Genomic DNA, 21,977 nt, shown 5'->3' with positions numbered 1-21,977 from the left:
CCCCAGGTCAGAGCCCCCTGTCCATACGCGTTTCCCCCAGGGGTGGCCGTCAGGCAAGATGGGGTGTTTCTCTCTACCGGACCGGGGCTTCATCGCCAGGACACGGTGGTGGCTTCACCTGACAGTGCCTCATTACAGGGCTGGCCGATACCACCTCTCAGGCAGCAGGAGGCCTGTCGGAAGCGGCATTCCACCTCCCGGCACCAAGCCTTCAGGAGCATTCCCCGATACGCGTCGCAGGTCAACCTGCCCGCCGGTCAATTGTGCCTCGTTGAAGGTGACCGCGCCGCCGGAGAACTGCGCGTCCTGGAAGTCGACTTGGCCGCCGGAGAACTCCGCGCCGGTGAAGGCTACCTGGCCGGCGGAGAATTGCGCGTCATTGAAGGACACCTGGACTCCGGAGAATTGCGCGTCGTGGAAGATGACCGCGCTGCCGGAGAATTGCGCGTTGTGGAAGAAGACCTCGCCGCCGGAGAGCTGGGCGTTGTGGAAGAAGACCCGGCTGCCGGAGAACTGTCCGTCGTTGAAGAAAACCTCACTGCCGGAGAACTGTGCACGGGTGAAGTTAACTATGCCGGCGGAGAACTGTGCGCTGCTGAACAAAACCTGGCCACCGGAGAACTGCGCGTCGTCGAAGCTGACTATTCCGCCGGAGAACTGCGCGCAGTTGAAGAAGACCATATCGCCAGAGAATTTCGCTCCGTGGAAGAATACCTTGCCGCCAGAGAACTGCGCGTTGTAGAAGGTGACGTGGCCGCCGGAGAATATCGCGTCGTTGAAACTGACACGACCGCCGGAGAACTGTGCTTCGGACCAGTCGCCACCGTCGAAGACGGCATTGGTGAAGTCAAAATCATGCCCTTGCCAGGAATGTGGATGCTTGGCATCCAGGCGTAGGTGATCGCGGATGAGTCGGATGGCTGTGTGGCGGACTTCGCGCAGTGCGAGGTAGTTGTGGCGGGAGTCCTGGTCGGTGGCGTTGGGGGAGGGCGTGTAGGGCAGTCGGAGGTAGGCGCACAGGACGTCGATGCAGGTCTGGCGAAGCTCCTTAGTGGGGGCGTCGTCGGCGAGTCCGGACAGGGCGTGGATCCCGCCGAGGCGGACGGCGGCTGAAGGCTCTCCGAGCTGTGAGACTGCGGTGGTGAACCGTTCCGTATGCAGGCGCGTGGCCTCGCGCAGCGCCCCGTCCTCATCGACGCGCTGTCGCCGGTAGGCGACTACCAGAGCAACGAGCGCGCCCGAGCCGGCGACCACGCCGAAGGAAAGTTTCACCAGATCGAACAGAGTCTGGGACGTCAGTCGGGTCTCACTCTTCAGATCGTGGACGCCCAAGAGCTGCACCAAGATCCAGAACACTCCGCCCGACACGATGAGCGCAGCCACGAAGGCCAACGCCAGTACGAGCCCTACCGGCCACAGTTGCAACCCCCGCTGCCGTCCCCGCCACCCGGGCCGCTTGTCCACCATGGCAGTGACTGTAGAGGGGCTTTCGCGCTACCTAGCGGCCGAGCGCCTGTTGGTAGATGCCGGCCTGAGCCAGGAGAAGCGGGCGGAATCCTCGGAGCACTCGTGCAAGCGCTGACCGCTGAGCCGGCCGCAGAAGGCGCCGTGAGCCAGCAGCCGGGCGCCTAGTGGAGGTGCCGGGATATGAGGTGCCATGGACGACACGTGGACGACCGAGAGATCTGACTTGGTCCACACAGGTATCTACGCAGGTCGGAAGACCAAGTGGCGTGGCTTCAAGGGGGGACTGTAAAGCTGCCACGTCACCCGAACTGGGCCGTCTCCGGGCCGTACGAGGGCGACCAACGACAGCCAACAACGACCACTAACAACGGCGATGGCGCGGCAGTCTGCCGCGCCATCGCCGTATAACTGCCCAGCTAGACCCAGGTGTCCAGCCACATCCGCGACCGCCACTGGTCGATCGGGATCGCGGTGCCCGTGTACAGCGGCCAGAAATAGATGAAGTTCCACGCGATCAGCAGGACCAGGACGCCCGCGCCCGCCGCGCCGATGACGCGGCGGCGTTCGCCCGCGCCGGGTGGGCCGAGGATCGCGCCGATCATCATGGCGACGGCCAGGCAGAGGAACGGGAGGAAGACGACGGCGTAGAAGAAGAAGATCGTGCGCTCCTGGTACATGAACCAGGGGAGGTAGCCGGCCGCGATGCCGCCGGCGATGGCGCCCGCTCGCCAGTCGCGGCGGAACGCCCAGCGCCAGAGCACGTAGGCGATCGCGAAGCAGGCCGCCCACCACAGGAGGGGAGTGCCGAGCGCCAGCACCTCCCGGGCGCACTTGTCGCCCGCGTCGGCGGGGCAGCCGTCCTTGCCGGGCAGCGGGGACTCGTAGAAGTACGAGACCGGGCGGCCCAGGACGAGCCAGCTCCACGGGTTCGACTGGTAGGTGTGCGGGGACGTCAGGTGGGTGTGGAACTCGAACACCTCGTGCTCGTAGTGCCACAGACTGCGCCACCAGTCGGGGAACAGCCAGGACCAGTTGCTGTTCTTGCCGTCGGTCGCCGCCCAGTTGCGGAAGTAGCCGCCGTGGCCGTTGGTGGCCGAGAGGATCCAGCCCGTCCACGAGAGGATGTAGGTGAAGATCGCGACGGGGACCGTAGCCAGGAACGCCCAGCCCAGGTCGTGCTTGAGCACCGCCAGGTACGGCCGTCGCGCGCCCGCGACCCGGCGCGAGCCGACGTCCCACAGGACCGCCATCACACAGAACACGGCCAGGATGTAGAGGCCGTTCCACTTGGTGCCGATGGCCAGGCCCAGCATCAGGCCGGCCCCCCAGCGCCAGGGGCGCCAGCCCATGCGGGTCGTCTCGGCGGTGTGCGCGTCGGGGCGCACGACTCCGTCCGCGTCCGCGGGCAGCGCCGCCGCCAGCCTGGCCCGTGCCTTGTCGCGGTCGACGACCAGGCAGCCGAATGCCGCGAGCACGAAGAACATCAGCACACCGTCGAGCAGCGAGGTGCGGCTCATCACGAAGTGCAGGCCGTCCACCGCCATCAGCGCGCCCGCGAGGCAGCCGAGGAACGTCGAGCGGAACAGCCGGCGCCCGATCCGGCACAGCAGCAGCACCGACAGCGTGCCGAGCAGCGCCGTCATGAACCGCCAGCCGAACGGGTTGAACCCGAACATCCACTCGCCGAGCCCGATGACGTACTTGCCGACCGGCGGGTGCACCACATAGGCGGCGTCGCTCGGGATCCGCACATGCCCGTTGCCCTGCAGGATCAGGTCGTTGGCGTCCTTCGCCCAGTTGACCTCGTATCCGCGGTGGATGAGCGCCCAGGCGTCCTTGGCGTAGTACGTCTCGTCGAATATCACCGCCTTCGGGCTGCCCAGGTTCCAGAACCGCAGCAGCCCGGCGAGCAGCGTCACCAGGAGCGGGCCGCCCCAGCCCGACCAGCGCGTGATGCGCTCGGCGACCTCGTGGCGCAGCCCGATCGTGGCCCAGATGCGCGGGCTGGGCTCGGCGTACGGCGGCACGAGCCGGTCGCGGACATCGCTTCTGGGCGGCGCCGTGTATCCGAAGCGGCGCAGCCGCTGCTGCCACGACGGCCGCTGCTCTTCGGCGGCCTGGCCCTGCCGGGTGTCCGTGGAGGACGCGGTACTGGTCACCGCGCCATCGTAGGGAACACGTCTGTGGGAGTCCCGTGCCTGGGCCCTGCGAGGATGGAACCGTGACAGGAACCCTTGTGTTGGCAGGCACCCCCATCGGCGACATCTCGGACGCGCCGCCACGGCTCGCCGCGGAACTGGCCGGGGCCGATGTCGTCGCCGCCGAGGACACCCGGCGGCTGCGGCGGCTCACCCAGGCGCTCGGCGTGCAGCCCGCCGGGCGCGTCGTGTCGTACTTCGAGGGCAATGAGGCGGCCCGTACGCCGGAGCTCGTCGAGGCGCTGGCCGGCGGGGCGCGGGTGCTGCTGGTGACCGACGCGGGGATGCCGTCCGTGTCCGACCCCGGGTACCGGCTGGTCGCGGCCGCCGTCGAGAAGGACATCAAGGTCACCGCCGTACCCGGCCCGTCCGCCGTGCTCACCGCGCTCGCACTGTCCGGGCTGCCCGTCGACCGCTTCTGCTTCGAGGGCTTCCTGCCCAGGAAGGCGGGCGAGCGCCTGTCGCGGCTGCGCGAGGTCGCCGACGAGCGGCGCACCCTCGTCTACTTCGAGGCGCCCCACCGGCTCGACGACACCCTCGCCGCGATGGCCGAGGTGTTCGGCACCGAGCGGCGGGCCGCCGTCTGCCGCGAGCTGACGAAGACGTACGAGGAGGTCAAGCGGGGCCCGCTGGGCGAGCTGGCCGCCTGGGCCGCCGAGGGCGTACGCGGCGAGATCACCGTCGTCGTCGAGGGCGCCGCCGAGAAGGGTGCCGAGGAGCTGGACGCCGCCGAGCTGGTGCGCAGGGTGCAGGTGCGCGAGGAGGCGGGGGAGCGGCGCAAGGAGGCGATCGCGGCCGTCGCCGCGGAGGCGGGAATTCCCAAGCGCGACGTCTTCGATGCGGTCGTCGCGGCAAAGAATGCCGCGCGAAGCGCCCCATAGAAGGGCAAAGGACTGTCGTGAAAGGCAAAGCCCAGGCCGGGTGGCGAGAGCCTTCCGACAAGGAACGACCAAAACGACTCCAATAGTCGACAGGCCTGATGCGTTCGCGCCCGGAGAAGCGTCCACTGGTTGAAGGGACGTACCCGTCCCTCGCCCTCGTTCGCGGGGGCGCTTGTCCAGCAGACAGCAGGAGCTGGCATGAGTGAGATCGCAGGGCAGACCGGCCACCGCGGTGCGGCGACCGCCGTTGTCAACGAGTCGTATTCCTTCGCCTGCATGCGCTGCGGGCACGGCTGGGAGCAGTCGTACGAGATAGAGCATCACCTCGACGCCGAGGGCAACGAGTTCGTCATGTACGTGGCCGACGGCCGCGTCGTGCCGTCGCCGCTGAGCCGGCCCACCTGCCTGAACTGCGACAGCCATGTGGTGCGCATCATGCGTCCGGGACAGGTGTCCTCGGCGCGCAACTCCCTGCAGCGGCCGGCGCCCGCGCGGCAGCCCGAGCCCGGGGTGGACGCGCCCGAGACGGCGGCCGGGGGGCCCCGCGAGCCCCGTGAGTCCCATCACTGGCACCTCTCCGATCTCCTGCACCCCTTCCACCACCGCAAGGCGGGCTGATCTGCGGCGTCGGCCGATCCGGCGGCCCGGTGGGACGACCTCCTGGCTCCCCGCGAGGTGAGGTCGGGCATGCCCGGACTTCGTAGGATCGGGGCATGCCTTCCACCGCAGAAGCCCCGCCGCTTCCGGACCCCCTCCGGGTGCCCGTCGCCGACTCGCACACCCACCTCGACATGCAGTCCGGCACGGTCGAGGAGGGCCTCGCCAAGGCCGCGTCGGTCGGCGTGACGACGGTCGTACAGGTCGGCTGCGACGTGAACGGCTCGCGCTGGGCGGCGCGGACGGCCTTGGAATACGACGCCGTCCACGCGACCGTCGCCCTGCACCCGAACGAAGCGCCCCGCATCGTCCATGGCGACCCCGACGGCTGGTCCCGTCAGGGCGCGCGGCAGCCGGGCTCAGACGCCGCGCTGGACGAGGCGCTCGCGGAGATCGACCGGCTCGCCGCCCTTCCTCAGGTCAAGGGCGTCGGCGAGACCGGGCTCGACTATTTCCGTACGGGGCCCGAGGGCAAGGCCGCGCAGGAACGGTCCTTCCGCGCCCACATCGAGATCGCCAAACGGCACGGCAAGGCCCTGGTCATCCACGACCGCGACGCTCACGCCGACGTGCTGCGCGTCCTCAAGGAGGAGGGCGCCCCCGAGCGGACCGTCTTCCACTGCTACTCCGGCGACGCCGCGATGGCCGAGGTCTGCGCCCGCGCCGGCTACTTCATGTCCTTCGCCGGAAACATGACCTTCAAGAACGCCCAGCCACTGCGCGACGCGCTCGCCGTGGCGCCCCTCGAACTCGTCCTCGTCGAGACCGACGCGCCCTTCCTGACACCCGCGCCGTACCGCGGACGGCCTAACGCTCCGTATCTCATTCCGGTCACAGTGCGCGCGATGGCAGCTGTACGGGGCATCGACGAGGACGCGCTGGCGACCTCGATCTCCGCGAACACTGCGCGCGCGTTCGATTACTGACGGATAACGGTTCCGGGGGTTCTCCCGGGGCGCACCTCAGGGGAGTGTCGCGACACAGCGTAGCCGCGTTGCTTGGGAGAGTGACGACCACTCCGCTAGGTTCTGGTCGCCTGATCCGGACTTCTGGAGCGTGTCGTCGTGAGCAACTCGCAGTACGAGACGTATGGACCGACTGGTGTCGCTTATGGCACTGGTGCCGTAGGCAGCACTGGTGTTGCCGACAGCGCTGGTGTTGCTGGTGTTTGTGGTGCGACGGGAACGTCGTACGTGTATTTCGAGCCGTCGTACGGCCTCGGCCGTCCGGACACCTATCGGCCCGCGTACGAGGCCGCCTGGGTGGCCGAGCCGGAGGCGTCGACGGAACCCCGGCTGCCTCGGCAGGGGCGGGCGGACGGGGCGCCCGCGCCCGGCGGTCGCGCCGAGGCCCGGCGCGCGGCACGGCGCAAGCGCACCACCGAGCGTCCCGACCCCCTGCGGCGGCTGCTTCCGCAGGCGCTGGTCGTGGCGTTCCTGGCCGGGGGCACCTCCGCGTTCGTCGCCAACGACAAGGCGATCGAGCTCAGCGTCGACGGGAAGCCGCGCACCCTGCACACCTTCGCGGACGACGTCAGCGGTCTCCTCGCCGACGAGGGGGTCGAGGTCGGGGCGCACGACGTCGTCGCGCCGGTGCCCGGCGCGACGCTCGCCAGCGGTGACGAGGTCGCGGTTCATTACGGGCGTCCCGTGCACCTCACCCTCGACGGACACCGGCGCAAGGTGTGGACGACGGCGCACACCGTGGACGAGGCGCTCAGACAGCTGGGGGTGCGTGCGGAGGGCGCGTACCTCTCGACGTCGCGCTCCCGGCGGATCGGGCGCGACGGGCTCACGCTGGACGTCCGCACCGAACGCACGGTGACGATCATGGCGGACGGGCGGGCGCGGACGATCCGTACGAACGCGGCGAGCGTCCGGGAGGCCGTCGAGGAGGCCGGGATCACCCTGCACGGGCAGGACACCACCTCCGTCGAGCCCGGGAGCTTCCCGCGCGACGGGCAGACGATCACCGTCATGCGGATCACCGGGAGCAAGGAGGTCCGCGACGAGCCGATTCCGTTCGAGGTACGGCGGACTCAGGACCCTTCGCTGTTCAGGGGCACGGAGGTCGTCGAGCGTGCCGGTCAGCCGGGGGCGCGGCGCGTCACCTATGCGCTTCGGACGGTCAACGGGGTCAAGCAGAAGCCGAGGCGGGTCGAGTCCGAGGTGGTGCGGGAGCCGCGGGCGCAGCTGGTGAAGGTCGGGACGAAGCCGCCTCCGACGTCCGCCGACGGGGCCGACGATCTGAACTGGTCCGGGCTCGCGGCGTGCGAGTCCGGTGGGCGGCCGGGGGCGGTGGATCCCTCCGGCACGTACGGCGGGCTCTACCAGTTCGACACCCGCACCTGGCACGCCCTCGGCGGCTCGGGCCGTCCCCAGGACGCGTCCGCCGCCGAACAGACCCGCCGCGCGAAGAAGCTGTATGTGCGGCGGGGGGCCAGTCCCTGGCCGCATTGTGGGGGGCGGCTGCGGGGGTAAGGCGTTTTTCGCCCCCGCCGCCCCTACCCATTCCCGTCCTCTGGGGGCTGCCGCCCCCAGACCCCCCGGGTTGTTTTTCGGGTGCGGGTGGGTGGGGGCTCGTCGCGCCCACGCGGCGGAGCCGCATATGTCACAGCCCCGCGCCCCTCACGGGGCGGCCGGGGGCGAAAACACCCCCCGGCCTCCCGCACCCGTACCCTTGCTCCGTGACCAGCCCCACCCCCGACGCCCTCCTGGGCCCCGCCGACGTCCGCGAGCTCGCGGGTGCCCTCGGCGTGCGGCCCACCAAGCAGCGCGGCCAGAACTTTGTGATCGACGCGAACACGGTGCGCCGCATCGTGCGCACCGCGGACGTACGGCCCGACGACGTGGTCGTCGAGGTGGGTCCAGGGCTCGGCTCGCTGACACTCGCCCTGCTGGAGGTGGCCGAGAGGGTCGTCGCGGTGGAGATCGACGACGTGCTCGCCGGAGCCCTGCCGTCGACCATCGCGGCCCGCATGCCGCAGCGCTCGGAGCGTTTCGCGCTCGTGCACTCCGACGCGATGCATGTACAGGAACTCCCCGGCCCCGCGCCGACCGCGCTGGTCGCCAACCTCCCGTACAACGTCGCCGTACCCGTCCTGCTGCACATGCTCGACACCTTCCCGACCATCGAGCGCACGCTCGTGATGGTGCAGGCCGAGGTCGCCGACCGCCTCGCCGCCGCGCCCGGCTCGAAGGTGTACGGCGTCCCGTCCGTGAAGGCGAACTGGTACGCCGAGGTCAAGCGGGCCGGCTCCATCGGGCGCAATGTCTTCTGGCCGGCGCCCAACGTGGACAGCGGGCTCGTGTCGCTCGTCCGCCGGACCGAGCCGATCAAGACCACGGCCACGAAGCGCGAGGTCTTCGCCGTGGTCGACGCCGCCTTCGCCCAGCGGCGCAAGACGCTGCGCGCCGCCCTCGCCGGGTGGGCCGGATCCGCGCCCGCCGCCGAGGCCGCGCTCGTCGCCGCGGGGATCTCGCCGCAGGCCCGCGGGGAGTCCCTGACGGTCGAGGAGTTCGCGCGTATCGCCGAGCACAAGGAGTCCCGGTAAGTGAGCGTGACGGTACGCGTCCCTGCCAAGGTCAATGTCCAGCTCGCGGTCGGCGGCGCCCGCCCCGACGGCTTCCACGACCTGGCCAATGTCTTCCTCGCGGTCGGCCTCTACGACGAGGTGACCGTGACCCCCGCCGAGGAACTGCGCATCACCTGCGTGGGTCCGGACGCCGCGCAAGTGCCCCTGGACCGTACGAACCTGGCGGCCCGCGCGGCCCTCGAACTCGCCCGGCGGTACGACCTCGACCCCGCCGTGCACATCCACATCGCCAAGGACATCCCCGTCGCCGGCGGTATGGCGGGCGGCAGCGCGGACGGGGCCGGTGCGCTCCTCGCCTGCGACGCGCTGTGGGGCACGAACGCCTCGCGCGGCGAACTCCTCGACATCTGTGCCGAGTTGGGCAGCGATGTTCCGTTCAGCCTGGTGGGCGGGGCGGCGCTCGGCGTCGGGCGGGGCGAGCAGCTGCGGGCGCTGGAGGTCGGCGGGACCTTCCACTGGGTCTTCGCGATGGCCGAGCGGGGGCTGTCGACCCCGGCCGTCTTCCGGGAGTTCGACCGGATGAACGAGGGCGTGCGGATCCCTGAGCCGGTCGCCTCGCAGGAGTTGTTCGACGCGTTGAAGAAGGGGGACGCCGACGCTCTCGCGGCCGCCGTCTCCAACGACCTTCAGCCCGCCGCCCTCTCCCTCTTCCCGGCCCTCGCCGACACCCTCGCCGCGGGCCGCGCGGCCGGTGCCCTCGCCGCGCTGGTCTCCGGTTCGGGCCCGACCACGGCCTTCCTCGCGTCGGGCGCCGAATCCGCGAAGACGGTCGCCGAGGCCCTGCTCGCCTCGGGCACCTGCCGTTCCGTACGAGTCACCCAGAGCCCGGCGCCGGGCGCGACCGTGCTCTGATCTCCGACGTACGGTCGTGATCGCCGACGTACGGGTGCGGGAGACGCGACGCCCGGATGTCCGGTTGCCGATGGGCCCTGACGTATACCTGACCTGCATAAATATGCGGATGGAGTGTTACCTACGTCACGGTAATTTAATTCTCATCTATCGCCCCCCATGGTCCCTTTCGCGCCGTCTGCTCCTCAGGAGGTGCTGGCATGATCGGCCGTCCCCGGTCTCTTGTTACCGGCGGTACTTCCGTGTGCGCGGCCGTGCCCGCGCGACGGCGAGAGGGGTTTCCCCATGGGACACATGGACCATTTCAGCGCCGGATGGGTCACTCCCGTCCTGTCCTACGCGATGGCCTGCGTCGGTTCGGCGCTCGGACTGCGGTGCACGGTCAGGGCACTTGAGGCCGACGGCGCCTCGAAACGGAACTGGCTGCTGCTGGCCTCCATCGCCATCGGGTCCGGCATCTGGACCATGCACTTCGTCGCCATGATGGGCTTCTCGGTCGACGGGACGCCCATCCGCTACGACGTCCCGCTGACCGTGCTCAGCCTGCTGATGTCGATCGCCGTCGTCGGCGCGGGCGTCTTCACCGCCGGGTTCGGGCGTTCCCCCGTACGGGCCGTGCTGCTCGGCGGACTCGGCACCGGCGTCGGCGTCGCCGCCATGCACTACACCGGCATGGCCGCGCTCAACCTGCACGGTGAGGTCGGCTACGACCCCACCCTCGTCATCGCCTCGGTCATCATCGCCGTCGTCGCCGCGACCGCCGCGCTCACGCTCACCCTCATCGTGCGCGGACCCGTCCTCGCCACCGCCGCCGCGCTCGTCATGGGGCTCGCGGTCAGCAGCATGCACTACACCGGCATGTACGCCGTGAGCATCAGCCTCGCGCCCAGCAGCGCGACGCTGTCCGGGGCCACGGCCACCGAGTTCATCTTCCCCCTCGCCGTGGTGCTCGGCTCGTTCCTCTTCCTGACCTCCGCGTACGTCGCGCTGTCCCCGACCGGGAAGCGGCACGAGTCGGCGGCCGCCGCCGAACTGCTCCGCCAGGTCGAGCTCTCCACGGCCTGAGTCGTACGACTCTCCCGAGGCCGCCTCCACGTGCGTTCGCTTCCCAGCACGGCCTCATGGCCTCCGTCACGGCCGTCCGTGCCGCCTGTACACCCTCCCCCTGGAAACTCCCTCCCTGAACGAGGTCCCCCCATGCGTGTCCCCCGCACGCCCGACCGGCTGCGTCCCAGATCGGTTCGCGCGAAGATCGTCGCCCTGCTCATGCTGCCCATCGTGTCCCTCATGGCGCTGTGGGGCTTCGCCGCCGTCACCACGGCCTCCAGCATCGGCGACCTGGAGCGGGCCAAGGACGTCAACTCCGATCTCCTCACCCCCGTCGGCGACTTCATCACCGCCCTGCAGGGCGAGCGGTCCGCCACCCTGCGGTACGTCGCCGCGCCGGACGCCAGGGGACTCGCCGCCCTGAAGACCACGCGGAAGACCACCGACAAGGCCGCCTCCGCCCTCCTCGACGGCGTCAACGCGTCCAGCTCCGACGCCGCGCTGCTGGACGCCGGGCTTCCCGGCCGCATCGACCGTCTCCAGGCCGACGCGGGCGGGCTTTCGGCCCTGCGCTCCGAGGTCGGCGTGAAGGGGGCGGTGCCCTCCGCCGCGTACACGAAGTACTCCTCGATCATCGAGAACGGCTTCTTGGTCACCGGTGCGCTCACCGGCGACGAGAACACCGACGCGACCTCCGAGGCCCGGGTCGTCCTCGAACTCTCCCGCGCCCGCGAGGCCGTCTCCCAGGAGCAGGCGCTGCTGGCCGCCGGGCGCGGCACCGGCACGCTGACCACGGACCAGTACGCGCTGTTCGTCGGGGCCGTCGCCACCCAGCGGTCGCTGCTGAAGCCCGCGGTCGCCGATCTGAGGGCCCAGCACCGGGCGGCGTACAACTCCGTGCTGGAGAGCGACAGTTACACCGGGCTGCGGGCCGTCGAGAACCGGGTGCGCAGCGCCGGGCCGGGGGCCTCCGCCGTGTCGTCCGGTCTCGTCGCGGGATGGGACGGTTCCGTCTCGGCCGTGCTGAAGGGACTGACCAAGGCCGAGGCGGGGGCCGGGACCGCGGCCGCCGCGAAGGCGAACCCGTTCGGCTGGTCCACGCTGGGCGCTTCCGGCGTCGCGGTGGTGCTGGGCCTGGTGGGCGTGCTGCTGTCGCTGCTCGTGTCGGTGCTGGTCGGCCGCGGGCTCATCGTCGAACTCCTCGACCTGCGCAACTCCGCGCTGGAGGTGGCCGGTCGGCGGCTGCCGCAGGCCATGCGGCGGCTGCACGCCGGACAGGGCGTCGACATCGACGCCGAGGCGCCCATGCGGCGGCTGGTCGGCGACGAACTGGCCCAGGTGGGTACGGCTCTGACCGCCGTGCAGCGGGCCGCGCTCAAGGCGGCGTCCGAGCGGGCCGAGCTGCTGAGCGGGATCTCCGGGGTGTACGTGAGCCTCGCGCGCCGCAGCCAGGTCCTCCTGCACCGCCAGCTGGACCTGCTCTCGACGATGGAGCAGCGCCGGCAGGACGCCGCGGAACTTCAGGACCTCTACCGCGTCGACTACCTCGCCACGCGCATGCGCCGTCACTCCGAGAGCCTGCTGATCCTCTCCGGGATCGCGCCGGGGCGGAGCTGGCGCACCCCGATCCCCCTCGCGGACGTGCTGCGCGCGGCGGTGGCGGAGATCGAGGACGCGTCGCGGGTCCAGATCTGGGCGGTCCCGCGCGTCTCGGTAGCCGGAGGTTCTGTCGCCGACGTGATCCACCTGCTGGCCGAGCTGGTCGAGAACGCCGCCGCCTTCTCGCCGCCCAGCACCAAGGTGCAGCTGCGGGCCGCGCGGCTGCGGGACGGTGTCCTCATCGAGGTCGAGGACAGCGGGTTCGGCATGAACGAGGAGGCCATGGCCGAGGCGAACCGGAAGATCCAGGCCCAGCGGGTCGATCTGCTCGACGCCAAGCAGATCGGACTGTTCGTGGTGAACCGCCTGGCCGAGCGCCAGGGTCTGCGCGTGGAGCTCCGCCCCTCGCCGAACGGCGGGGTCACCGCGGCCGTCCTCATCCCCGAGGGCCTCCTCCGCGACGACATGCCGGTCCACGACCGCGCGGTCGCCGAGTCCGGCAGCCAGGCCCGCCCCCTGGCCCCGGCATCGGCCTTGATCCCGCGCCAGCGCCTGTCGTAGGGACGGCGGGTTTTTCTCGCCCCCTCCGCCCCTGCCCGTCCCGACCTGGGGCTCCGCCCCAGACCCCGTTCGCGCAGTTCCTCGCGCCCCTTTTCAGGGGCGCGGGGAACTGCGCAATCTTTTAGCGGGGGTCTGGGGGCGGCAGCCCCCAGGGGACGGGAATGGGCAGGGGCGGAGGGGGCGAAAAACCTCACGGATCTGCCCCCGTGGCGCGCGGACTACCCTTGAGGGTCGATCGTCCCCCTTGTCAGGAGAGAAATGGCCGTCAACCTGGTCAATGTCGAGTCCGTCAGCAAGGTGTACGGCACCCGTGCACTGCTCGACGGAGTCTCCCTCGGCGTCAGCGAGGGCGACCGCATCGGCGTGGTCGGCCGGAACGGCGACGGCAAGACCACCCTCATCCGGATGCTCGCCAAGCTGGAGGAGGCCGACACCGGCCGTGTCACGCACTCCGGCGGCCTGCACCTGGGCGTGCTGACGCAGCACGACTCCCTCGACCCCACGGCCACCGTCCGCCACGAGGTCATCCGCGACCTCGCCGACCACGAGTGGGCGGGCAACGCCAAGATCAGGGACGTACTGACCGGGCTGTTCGGCGGGCTGGACCTGCCCGGCTTCCCGCAGGGGCTGGACACCGTCATCGGCCCCCTCTCGGGTGGAGAACGGCGCCGCATCGCCCTCGCCAAGCTGCTCATCGAGGAGCAGGACCTGATCATCCTCGACGAGCCCACCAACCACCTGGACGTGGAAGGCATCGCCTGGCTCGCGCAGCATCTGCGTGAGCGCCGCTCGGCCCTCGTCTGCGTCACCCACGACCGGTGGTTCCTCGACCAGGTCTGCACCCGCATGTGGGACGTGCAGAAGGGGGCGGTGTACGAGTACGAGGGCGGGTACTCCGACTACGTCTTCGCGCGCGCCGAGCGCGAGCGCATCGCCGCCACCGAGGAAGTCAAGCGGCAGAACCTCGTGCGCAAGGAGCTGGCCTGGCTGCGGCGCGGCGCGCCCGCCCGTACCTCCAAGCCGCGCTTCCGCGTCGAGGCCGCCAACGAGCTGATCGCGGACGTGCCGCCGCCCCGCGACAAGAGCGAGCTGATGAAGTTCGCCAGCTCACGGCTCGGCAAGACCGTCTTCGACCTGGAGGGCGTGACCGTCCAGGCGGGCCCCAAGGTGCTGCTCAAGCACCTCACCTGGCACCTCGGCCCCGGCGACCGCGTCGGACTCGTCGGCGTGAACGGCTCCGGCAAGACCTCGCTCCTGCGGGCCCTGGCCGAGGCCGCCCGCAGCGAGGGGGAGAAGCAGCCCGCCGCCGGGCGGATCGTCACCGGCAAGACCGTCAAGCTCGCCTACCTCTCGCAGGAGGTCGCCGAACTCGACCCGACCTGGCGGGTGTTGCAGGCCGTCCAGGCCGTACGCGACCGGGTCGACCTCGGCAAGGGCCGCGAACTGACCGCGGGGCAGCTCTGCGAGACGTTCGGCTTCAACAAGGAGAAGCAGTGGACCCCGGTCGGGGACCTCTCCGGTGGTGAGCGCCGTCGGCTGCAGCTCCTGCGGCTCCTCATGGACGAGCCCAACGTCCTCTTCCTCGACGAGCCCACCAACGACCTCGACATCGAGACCCTCACGCAGCTGGAGGACCTGCTCGACGGCTGGCCCGGCTCGATGGTCGTGATCTCCCACGACCGGTTCTTCATCGAGCGGACGACGGACAACGTCTTCGCGCTGCTCGGCGACGGCACGCTGCGGATGCTGCCGCGCGGCATCGACGAGTACCTGGAGCGGCGCAGGAAGATCGAGGAGGTCGCGGCCGCCGCCGTGCTCGCCGCCACGCCGGCGCCCACCAAGGCCGCCTCCTCCGCCGATGCCCGCGCCGCCAAGAAGGAGCTCCAGAAGATCGAGCGGCAGCTGGACAAGGTCTCCGAGAGGGAGACCAAGCTGCACGCCCAAATCGCCGACAACGCCACCGACTTCGAGCGGGTCGCCAAACTCGACGCGGAATTGCGCGAGTTGGCGGTGGAGCGCGAGGACCTTGAGCTGCGCTGGCTGGAGCTGGCGGAGGACGCCTGAGCGGTCGCGCCAGAGGGCGTGTGCGTCTGAAGTGCGCTGTGCGAACGCCGACATGGGCCCGCGCGAGCGCCGACGTGGGCCCCGCGTGAAGGGCGCGTGAAGGCGCGTAACGACGACATCACGGGCCGGTCCTCCCTTGGGAACAGGGGAAGGACCGGCCCCCTGTTCATGGGCGCCACAGTGATAGAAAGAGCCGTCTGAGAACAGTCTGAGAACCACCGGGGGTGGCGCGAGTTCAGCGCCGCCGGTGGGGCGCCACATCAGTGAAGAGGGGGAAGCGCTGATGAGTCAGCCGCCCAGTCAGCCGCCGCAGGGCGGCTTCGGAGCACCACAGGACCAGCCGCCGGGGGGTGGTTTCGGCGCGCCCCAGGACCCACGGTCGCAGGGCGGCTTCGGCGCACCCCCCGGCCACACGCCCCAGGGCGCGCCCCCTCCGCCCGCGCAGCCGCCCCAGGCCCCCGCGCCCCCGCAGGCTCCGCCCGCCGGCCCCCCGCAGCCCGGTTACGGATACCCCCAGCAGCCCGGCCCCTACGCCCAGCCGGGCCCGTACGGACAGCCGCAGCAGCCGGGGCCGTACGGCCAGGTCGGCCCCTACGGCCAGCCGCAGCAGCCCGGTTACGGATACCCGCCCCAGGCGCAGTACCCGGGCGCACCCGGCACCCCGCCCCCCGGCGGCGGCTCCAAGAACCCCTTCAAGGGCAGGCCCGCGGTGATCATCGGCGCCGCGGTGGCCGCGCTGCTCGTCGTCGGCGGCACCGTCTGGGCCGTCAGCAGCAGCGGTGGTGACGACGGCAAGAAGCCGGTCGCCGACAAGAGCCCGACGGCCAAGGCCTCCACCTCCGACGATCCGGTCAACCCCGGTGACGGCAGCGGCAACGGCGGCGAGGACCCCGAGGACCTCAACGCGGGCCGCCAGGCCGGCGAGGCGAAGGTGCTCTGGTACAAGCAGGCACCGGACGCGCCCGGTTCCGGCGCCGACGCCCCCGGCCAGTGGATCACCGACAAGGCCGCGGTGAAGGCGGCGTACAAGCAGGTCTTCGCCTACAACGTCGGGGACGGCAAGCCCACTTGGGACGCGCTGACCTTCCCGCAGAAGATCTGCGCGGTCACCCCGCAGAAGACGTCCGACGACAAGGTCGTCGTGGCGTACATGAGCGGCTCCAGCGACAGCGCCAAGTGCAACCAGCTCCAGGAGATCGACCTCGACACCGGTGCCAAGGGCTGGAGCGGGAAGGTCCCCGAGGGCGACCTCTTCGACAGCACGCTCTCCGTCGAGCTGTCCATCACCGGCGACACGCTGACGGTCGGCCGCTCGATGTCCGGTACGGCGTTCGACGTCACCAGCGGCAAGAAGCTGTGGGACAAGGGGAAGTACGGCTCGGGCTGCTACCCGGCCGCGTTCGCGGGCGGCCCCAAGCTGCTGGCCGTCTCGTCCTGCGGCGTCGGCTCCGACACCGAGCACGACGAGGTGCAGGAGCTGGACCCGGCCACCGGCAAGGCCAAGTGGACCACGAAGATCCCCAAGGGCTGGCGGGTCGAGCGCGCGTACTCCGTCGATCCGGTCGTCCTCTACATGACCAAGGACGACAAGAAGACGGTCAACGTCACCACGCTGAAGAACAACGGCGATCTGCGCTCGCAGTTGGAGAGCAAGGACTCCTTCGCACCCGAGTGCGGCTACGCCATCCTCAACCGTGACCTGTCCGGCTGCTTCGGCACCGCCGCCGACGCCAACACCCTCTATCTGCCCACCGAGGCGAAGAGCGGCGCCAACGAGATCGTCGCGTTCAGCCTGGAGACCGGCAAGGAGAAGTGGCGGGTCAAGTCCCCGGCGGACGAGTCGATGCTGCCGATGAGGATGGACGGCACGCGTCTGGTCGCGTACGTCGAGCCGTCGTACGACGGCGGTGGCCAGATCGTGTCGATCCCGACGACCGGCAGCAGCCACAAGACCACGAAGCTGCTGCAGATGCCGCAGGGCACCGCGGACATCGAGAACAGCTTCTTCTCGAAGGCGGTCGACTACGTGGACGGGCGCTTCTACATCTCCACCACCCGGCTGACGGGCAATGACGAGACCAAGGAGAAGTTGATGCTGGCCTACGGCAAGTGACCCACAGCCTCCCCTCGTCCAGACCCGCCATCCCTTCGCATTCCGAGGTACACACGTCATGAGCCAGCCGCCCCCGCCACCGCCGAACCAGCCCCCGCAGGGCGGCTTCGGCGCGCCCCAGGACCCGCCGCCCGGCGGGTTCGGCGCCCCGCAGGACCCGCCCCCGGGCGGTTTCGGTGCCCCGACGCCCCCGCCGCCCGCGCAGGGCCCCGGCTACGGCTACCCGCAGACGCCCCCGGCTCCGCAGTCGCCCCCGCCCGCCCCGCCACAGCAGCCGTACGGCTACCCCCAGACGCCGCCGCCCCCGGCCCAGCCCGGCTACGGCTACCCGGGTCAGCAGCCGCAGTACGGCGCCCAGCAGACGCCGTACGGCTACCCCCAGCCGCAGATGCCGATGCAGCCGCAGGCTCCCCAAGGAGGCGGCGGCGGGCGGAAGTTCAACAGTCAGCTGGTCATCATCGTGGCGGCCGTGGTGGCCGTCGCGCTGATCATCGGCGGCGGTGTCTGGTACGCCAAGTCCTCCGGCAAGGACGACGACAAGAACAACTCGTCCGGTACGAGCGGTGGCACCGGCGGCAAGGACGGCAAGGACGGCGGCAAGACCGGCGGCTCCAACGGCAAGGAGAAGGTGCCGTCCAACACCACCTCCAAGGTGCTGTTCCAGGTCCCCGCGCCCGCCGTGAAGGACGACAGCAGCGTGACCACCGTCGGCTCCTGGCTCACCGACAAGGTGTACGCCAAGAGCGGCAACGCCGAGATCAACGGCTACGACCCCGACTCGGGCGCCAAGCTCTGGACGATCAAGCTCCCCGGCCCGGTGTGCCAGGCCAGCCGCCACAGCACCGACGCCAACCGCACGGCGATCATCTACGAGCCCGCCATGCCGACCAAGGCGGAGCCCTCGCACGGCTGCAGCCAGCTCGCGGCCCTCGACCTCGACATCGGCAAGAAGCTGTGGACCAAGACGGTCAAGTCCGGTGACCAGCTGGTCAGCCTCGACAACGTCACCGTGAGCGCGAACACGGTCGCCGCGGGCAGCACCAGCGGCGGCGCCGCGTTCGACATCTCCAGCGGCAAGCAGCTGTGGGCCCCGAAGCCGACCGACAGCTGCTACGACTCCGGATACGGCGGCGGCGACAAGCTGGTCGCGGTCCGCAAGTGCGGTGAGTACGGCAGCACCCGTCAGCTGCACATCCAGACCATCGACCCGAAGTCCGGGAAGGTGCTCTCCGAGTACAAGATGTCGCCCGGCATCGAGTACGCGAGCGTCGTGTCGACCAACCCGCTGGTCGTCGCCGCCGACGTCGGCGACTCCGCCGGTGACGGCAGCGGCATCTCGGACTTCTTCTCCATCGACAACAAGACCGGCAAGCTGCGCACGAAGATCTCGGCGCCCGGCAAGACGTACGCCGCCCGGTGCGACGGGATCACCAGGATCGAGTACTGCTCCTCGCTCGCCGTCGGCAACGACAAGCTCTACATCCCGACCGAGGAGCACGACGGCACCGGCGAGTACAGCCGGACCAACGAGATCGTCGCCTTCGACCTGGCCAGCGGAAAGCAGACCGGCCAGCGCGCGGACGCGGGTGACGGCTACACCATCACCCCGCTGCGTATGGATGGCGGCAACATCCTGGCGTACAAGCGTCCCCCGTACGACAAGGGCGGGCAGATCGTCACCATCGACGGCACCTCGTTCAAGGAGACCAAGCTCCTGGAGAACCCGGCGACCGAGGCGGTTCGCGACGCGGAGACCAGCATGCTCCCGGAGTACGCCGAGGTCCTCTACAGCGACGGTCACCTGTACATGTCCCAGGTCTACGCCCACAAGCTGTCGGCCTCGGACGACAAGGAGTACCTGGCGATCGCCTTCGGCACGCAGTAGTCGTGCGGTAGTTGTCACGCGCTGTTGTGAACGGCCCCGCCCCTGGTGCAGGATCCCTGCTCAGGGGCGGGGTCGTTCGCGTACCCCTCATCACTCCCGAATGGGAGGGATTTCGATATTCCGGGGCACTTCTCTCCGGTAGGGGAAGCGCAACGTCGAACAAGCGTGTAGCTTCCGGGGGATGGAGAGCCGGGGGGCTCCTAATCCACGGGGAACCAGTGGGGATGCTTGGGGGACTGGGGGGTTGCCTGATGGGAGTGCGGCTCATGGTGGTCGACGACCACCGACTGCTCGCCGAGGCGTTGGCCTCGGCCTTGAAGCTGCGCGGGCACCGGGTGCTCGCCGCGGCCGCGCCCGCCGCGGGAGCGGCGGAGCTGGTGATCACACGGGCACCCGAGGTGTGCCTGATCGGCACGGCGACACCGGCCGAGCCGGGGATCTTCGACCCGGTGGTGAAGATCAAAAGGGAGCGCCCGCAGGTGGCTGTCCTGGTCCTCGGCCCGGTACCGAACCCACGCGGCATCGCGGCCGCGTTCGCCGCCGGCGCCTCGGGCTACGTACGCCATGACGAACGCATAGAGGGCGTCGAGCGCGCGATCATGAAGGCGAGGGCGGGGGAGGCGGCGGTCGCCCCGCAACTGCTCCAGGGCGCCTTCAGTGAACTCCTCAACCCTGCCGCCCAGCCGGACGACGAGGGTCAACGCCTGCTCCAGATGCTCACCCCGAGGGAGGTCGAGGTCCTGGTACGAGTGGCGGACGGCGAGGACACGCGCCTCATCGCTGCCGGGATGGGGATCGCTCCCTCGACGGCCCGGACCCATGTCCAGCGGGTGCTGATGAAGCTGGGCGTGGGGTCACGACTGGAGGCGGCGGCCCTGGCGGCCCGCACGGGGTTGCTGGACCGGGCGGGGCCGGTGCCCGCGCCGCCCGGGAGCACGGAGGATGCCCCCGGGCTCTGATCCTTGTCGAGGCAGGTCGGAACTGGCGAAGCAGACGGCGGGCCATGTCCTCGTCGGTGTGGCTCTGGGTGACGGGCGTGATCGAGTCGGTCGAGCGCCGAGGAGAATCCGGCATCACATGCGCACGTAGTGCTCGATGTCTTCCCCGAACTCGGTGAGCGCCTGGGCGGTGAGGGTGGGACGGGTGTCGGTGATGGCGGCGAGGTAGTCCTCGGTGCGGGCCGGTGCGCCCTGACGGTCGGTGACTTCGCGTTCGAAGGCGGCTTGGGAGCCCTTGCGGGCGGCGAACTCGATGTCGGCGGGGGTGAACATCTCGCTGGCCGTCACCAACCGGTGCAGCTCGACCCCGTCGACGGCGGGCCCCAGGTAGCGCCGCCAGATCGCTTCACGGGCGACCGGATCGGGGGGACCGACCGGGATGACGTAGTCGAACCGGCCGGGGCGCAGGAACGCCGGATCGAGGGAGCGGACGGAGTTGGTGGCGCAGATCAGCAGACGGTCGTCGTGGTCGCGGAAGCCGGGGATCAGCTTGAGCAGTTCGTTGGTGACTCCGTGGCCGGGGTCGACGGCCAGGCCGGACCGGACGCCGGCGATCTCCTCGACTTCGTCGATGAACAGGAGAACGGTCTCCAGCCCGGCCAGATCGGTGAACGTCTCGCGCAGTGAGGTGGCCAGGCTCCCGGCTCCCGCGGCGAGCCGGGAAGGGAAGAGCTCCACGAACGGCCACTCCAGCCGGGAGGCGACGGCCTTGGCGAAGCTGGTCTTGCCGGTGCCCGGCGGGCCGAAGAGGATGACCGCCTTCGGCGGCCTCACCCCGTAGCGGTCGGCCAGCTCGGGCTCGGCCAGCGGCAGCACGATCCGCCGCTCGATGGCTTCCTTCTCCCGCTCCATCCCCGCGAGGGAACCCCAGAGCCCCTGCGGCTGGACCCGCCCGCCGAGCTCCGCGAGGAGACCGGCGTCGCTCGCACCGAGGTGTTCGACCTTCTCGTAGAAGATCAGCCCTTCGCGGGTCCGGTAGCCGGAGTTTTCCAGGGCCGCGGTGCCGGTGGCCCCCGGGGCGAGCAGCGTGCCGATCCGGCGTATCCCCCGCGTGCGCAGGCGCCGCTCGAGCTCGGCGATCAGGGCGCTCCCGATCCCACGACTGCGCCAGTTCCCCGCGAGCGCCACCAGCGTGATCCAGGCCCGGTCGCCCTCGGCCTGCGCCACGGCCATGCCCACCAGCTCGTCGCCGACCACCGCGACCACCGCGGGCCCACCGGTCCGGGCCGTGGCCATGACCTCGGAGACGGGGAACACGGGAGGCGAATCGTGCGTCTGCCGGTCCTGGTCCCAGATCTGGATGGCACGGTCGAGATCGTCGTCGCGGAAGTCCCGCAGTCGCCACGTCGGCATCGTCGCCACCTCGTCGGCAGGTCGCCACCGCCTTGCCTACGCCGTGGAGGCGGGCTGCCTGGCGAGCGGCGCCCACGCTCCCGCTCTCCTCATTCTCCGCGCAGACCGGATACGGGGCGACCGGGCGGCCTGGTCGCCCCACTCACGGGGCGCGAGCTTTCACGAGCCGGAGCTCTTGCTTCTTCCACGGCGCGGTTTCGTCGCCCCGTGTTGCGAGACGTGGTCATACGGTGGCGGGACAGGGCCAGTCGTCCTGCCAGGGAGCCCGAATGATCAACAGCCAGACGGATGTCGTCGAAGCGGCGTTCCGGTACTACAGGTCACAGGACCGCGATGCGGCCTTCCCTCTCTACGCCGATGATTTCTCGTTCACCAGTCCGCAGGACGATCACATCGACAAGGCAACGTTCTTCGAGCGGTGTTTCCCGACCGCCGACCGGTTGAAGGAGCAGCGGCTGCTGCACGTCACCCCCGCGGACGAGGAACTCGTCTTCGTCCATTACGAGTACGAGCTCACGACGGGCGCCAGGCACCGCAACGTCGAGGCGATCACCGTCCGGGACGGACTCATCCACGAGGTGCAGGTCTTCTTCGGCGGCACCGTGTGACGAGCCGTCCTGTCCGCCGGGTCGAGAGCCCGGCCGGCCAGTGGCTGTCAGTCTCCATAGCCGTACGGGACCGGAGTTTCCCACAGCGAACCCCGGCCC

General features: G+C 70.3%; 16 protein-coding genes. 13 read left to right on the top strand and 3 right to left on the bottom strand.

The window, feature by feature from the left end; genetic code table 11:
* Positions 1-132: 132 nt before the first annotated feature.
* The gene (locus AB5J53_RS20945) at positions 133-1,467 is read right to left on the bottom strand and encodes a pentapeptide repeat-containing protein (RefSeq protein WP_369247189.1); all 1,335 of its coding nucleotides are present in this window, start codon (positions 1,465-1,467) and stop codon (positions 133-135) included.
* Positions 1,468-1,883: 416 nt separating this feature from the next.
* Entirely contained in the window at positions 1,884-3,626 is a 1,743-nt protein-coding gene (locus AB5J53_RS20940; RefSeq protein WP_369247188.1) for a dolichyl-phosphate-mannose--protein mannosyltransferase, read from the bottom strand.
* Between the two features lie 62 nt (positions 3,627-3,688).
* Between AB5J53_RS20940 and rsmI the strand changes: the two genes are divergently transcribed.
* The 12 genes from rsmI (at position 3,689) to AB5J53_RS20880 (ending at position 19,878) form a co-directional block, all read left to right on the top strand.
* Positions 3,689-4,546 carry a 16S rRNA (cytidine(1402)-2'-O)-methyltransferase gene (rsmI, locus tag AB5J53_RS20935; protein WP_369247187.1) on the top strand — a complete coding sequence of 286 codons (858 nt, stop codon included), beginning with the start codon at positions 3,689-3,691 and terminating at the stop codon, positions 4,544-4,546.
* 198 nt (positions 4,547-4,744) lie between these two features.
* Complete coding sequence (locus AB5J53_RS20930) at positions 4,745-5,164, top strand: hypothetical protein (protein ID WP_369247186.1); 420 nt, start codon at positions 4,745-4,747, stop codon at positions 5,162-5,164.
* 95 nt (positions 5,165-5,259) lie between these two features.
* A complete protein-coding gene (locus AB5J53_RS20925; protein WP_369247185.1) occupies positions 5,260-6,129 on the top strand; it encodes a TatD family hydrolase in 870 nt (289 codons plus the stop codon).
* Positions 6,130-6,396: 267 nt separating this feature from the next.
* On the top strand, positions 6,397-7,683 hold the full coding sequence (locus AB5J53_RS20920; protein ID WP_369247184.1) for a ubiquitin-like domain-containing protein: 1,287 nt from the start codon (positions 6,397-6,399) through the stop codon (positions 7,681-7,683).
* Positions 7,684-7,889: 206 nt separating this feature from the next.
* Complete coding sequence (gene rsmA / locus AB5J53_RS20915) at positions 7,890-8,756, top strand: 16S rRNA (adenine(1518)-N(6)/adenine(1519)-N(6))-dimethyltransferase RsmA (protein WP_369247183.1); 867 nt, start codon at positions 7,890-7,892, stop codon at positions 8,754-8,756.
* Positions 8,757-9,650, top strand: a complete 894-nt coding sequence (locus tag AB5J53_RS20910; protein WP_369247182.1) for a 4-(cytidine 5'-diphospho)-2-C-methyl-D-erythritol kinase — start codon at positions 8,757-8,759, stop codon at positions 9,648-9,650.
* 285 nt (positions 9,651-9,935) lie between these two features.
* The gene (locus AB5J53_RS20905) at positions 9,936-10,715 is read left to right on the top strand and encodes an MHYT domain-containing protein (protein WP_369247181.1); all 780 of its coding nucleotides are present in this window, start codon (positions 9,936-9,938) and stop codon (positions 10,713-10,715) included.
* A gap of 132 nt (positions 10,716-10,847) precedes the next feature.
* Entirely contained in the window at positions 10,848-12,857 is a 2,010-nt protein-coding gene (locus AB5J53_RS20900) for a nitrate- and nitrite sensing domain-containing protein (RefSeq protein WP_369247180.1), read from the top strand.
* A gap of 258 nt (positions 12,858-13,115) precedes the next feature.
* The gene (locus AB5J53_RS20895) at positions 13,116-14,921 is read left to right on the top strand and encodes an ABC-F family ATP-binding cassette domain-containing protein (RefSeq protein WP_369247179.1); all 1,806 of its coding nucleotides are present in this window, start codon (positions 13,116-13,118) and stop codon (positions 14,919-14,921) included.
* Positions 14,922-15,204: 283 nt separating this feature from the next.
* Positions 15,205-17,034 carry a PQQ-binding-like beta-propeller repeat protein gene (locus AB5J53_RS20890; RefSeq protein ID WP_369247178.1) on the top strand — a complete coding sequence of 610 codons (1,830 nt, stop codon included), beginning with the start codon at positions 15,205-15,207 and terminating at the stop codon, positions 17,032-17,034.
* Between the two features lie 58 nt (positions 17,035-17,092).
* A complete protein-coding gene (locus AB5J53_RS20885) occupies positions 17,093-18,919 on the top strand; it encodes a PQQ-binding-like beta-propeller repeat protein (RefSeq protein ID WP_369247177.1) in 1,827 nt (608 codons plus the stop codon).
* A gap of 251 nt (positions 18,920-19,170) precedes the next feature.
* The gene (locus AB5J53_RS20880; protein WP_369247176.1) at positions 19,171-19,878 is read left to right on the top strand and encodes a LuxR C-terminal-related transcriptional regulator; all 708 of its coding nucleotides are present in this window, start codon (positions 19,171-19,173) and stop codon (positions 19,876-19,878) included.
* 114 nt (positions 19,879-19,992) lie between these two features.
* Here AB5J53_RS20880 and AB5J53_RS20875 read toward each other — a convergent pair whose 3' ends face one another.
* Entirely contained in the window at positions 19,993-21,270 is a 1,278-nt protein-coding gene (locus AB5J53_RS20875; protein WP_369247175.1) for an ATP-binding protein, read from the bottom strand.
* 269 nt (positions 21,271-21,539) lie between these two features.
* Here AB5J53_RS20875 and AB5J53_RS20870 point away from each other — a divergent pair, with 269 nt between their 5' ends.
* Positions 21,540-21,878, top strand: a complete 339-nt coding sequence (locus AB5J53_RS20870) for a nuclear transport factor 2 family protein (RefSeq protein WP_369247174.1) — start codon at positions 21,540-21,542, stop codon at positions 21,876-21,878.
* Positions 21,879-21,977: the final 99 nt, after the last annotated feature.

This window comes from Streptomyces sp. R41 (assembly GCF_041053055.1).
Taxonomy (GTDB): Bacteria; Actinomycetota; Actinomycetes; order Streptomycetales; family Streptomycetaceae; genus Streptomyces.
This window is presented reverse-complemented; position numbering and strand designations above follow the sequence as displayed.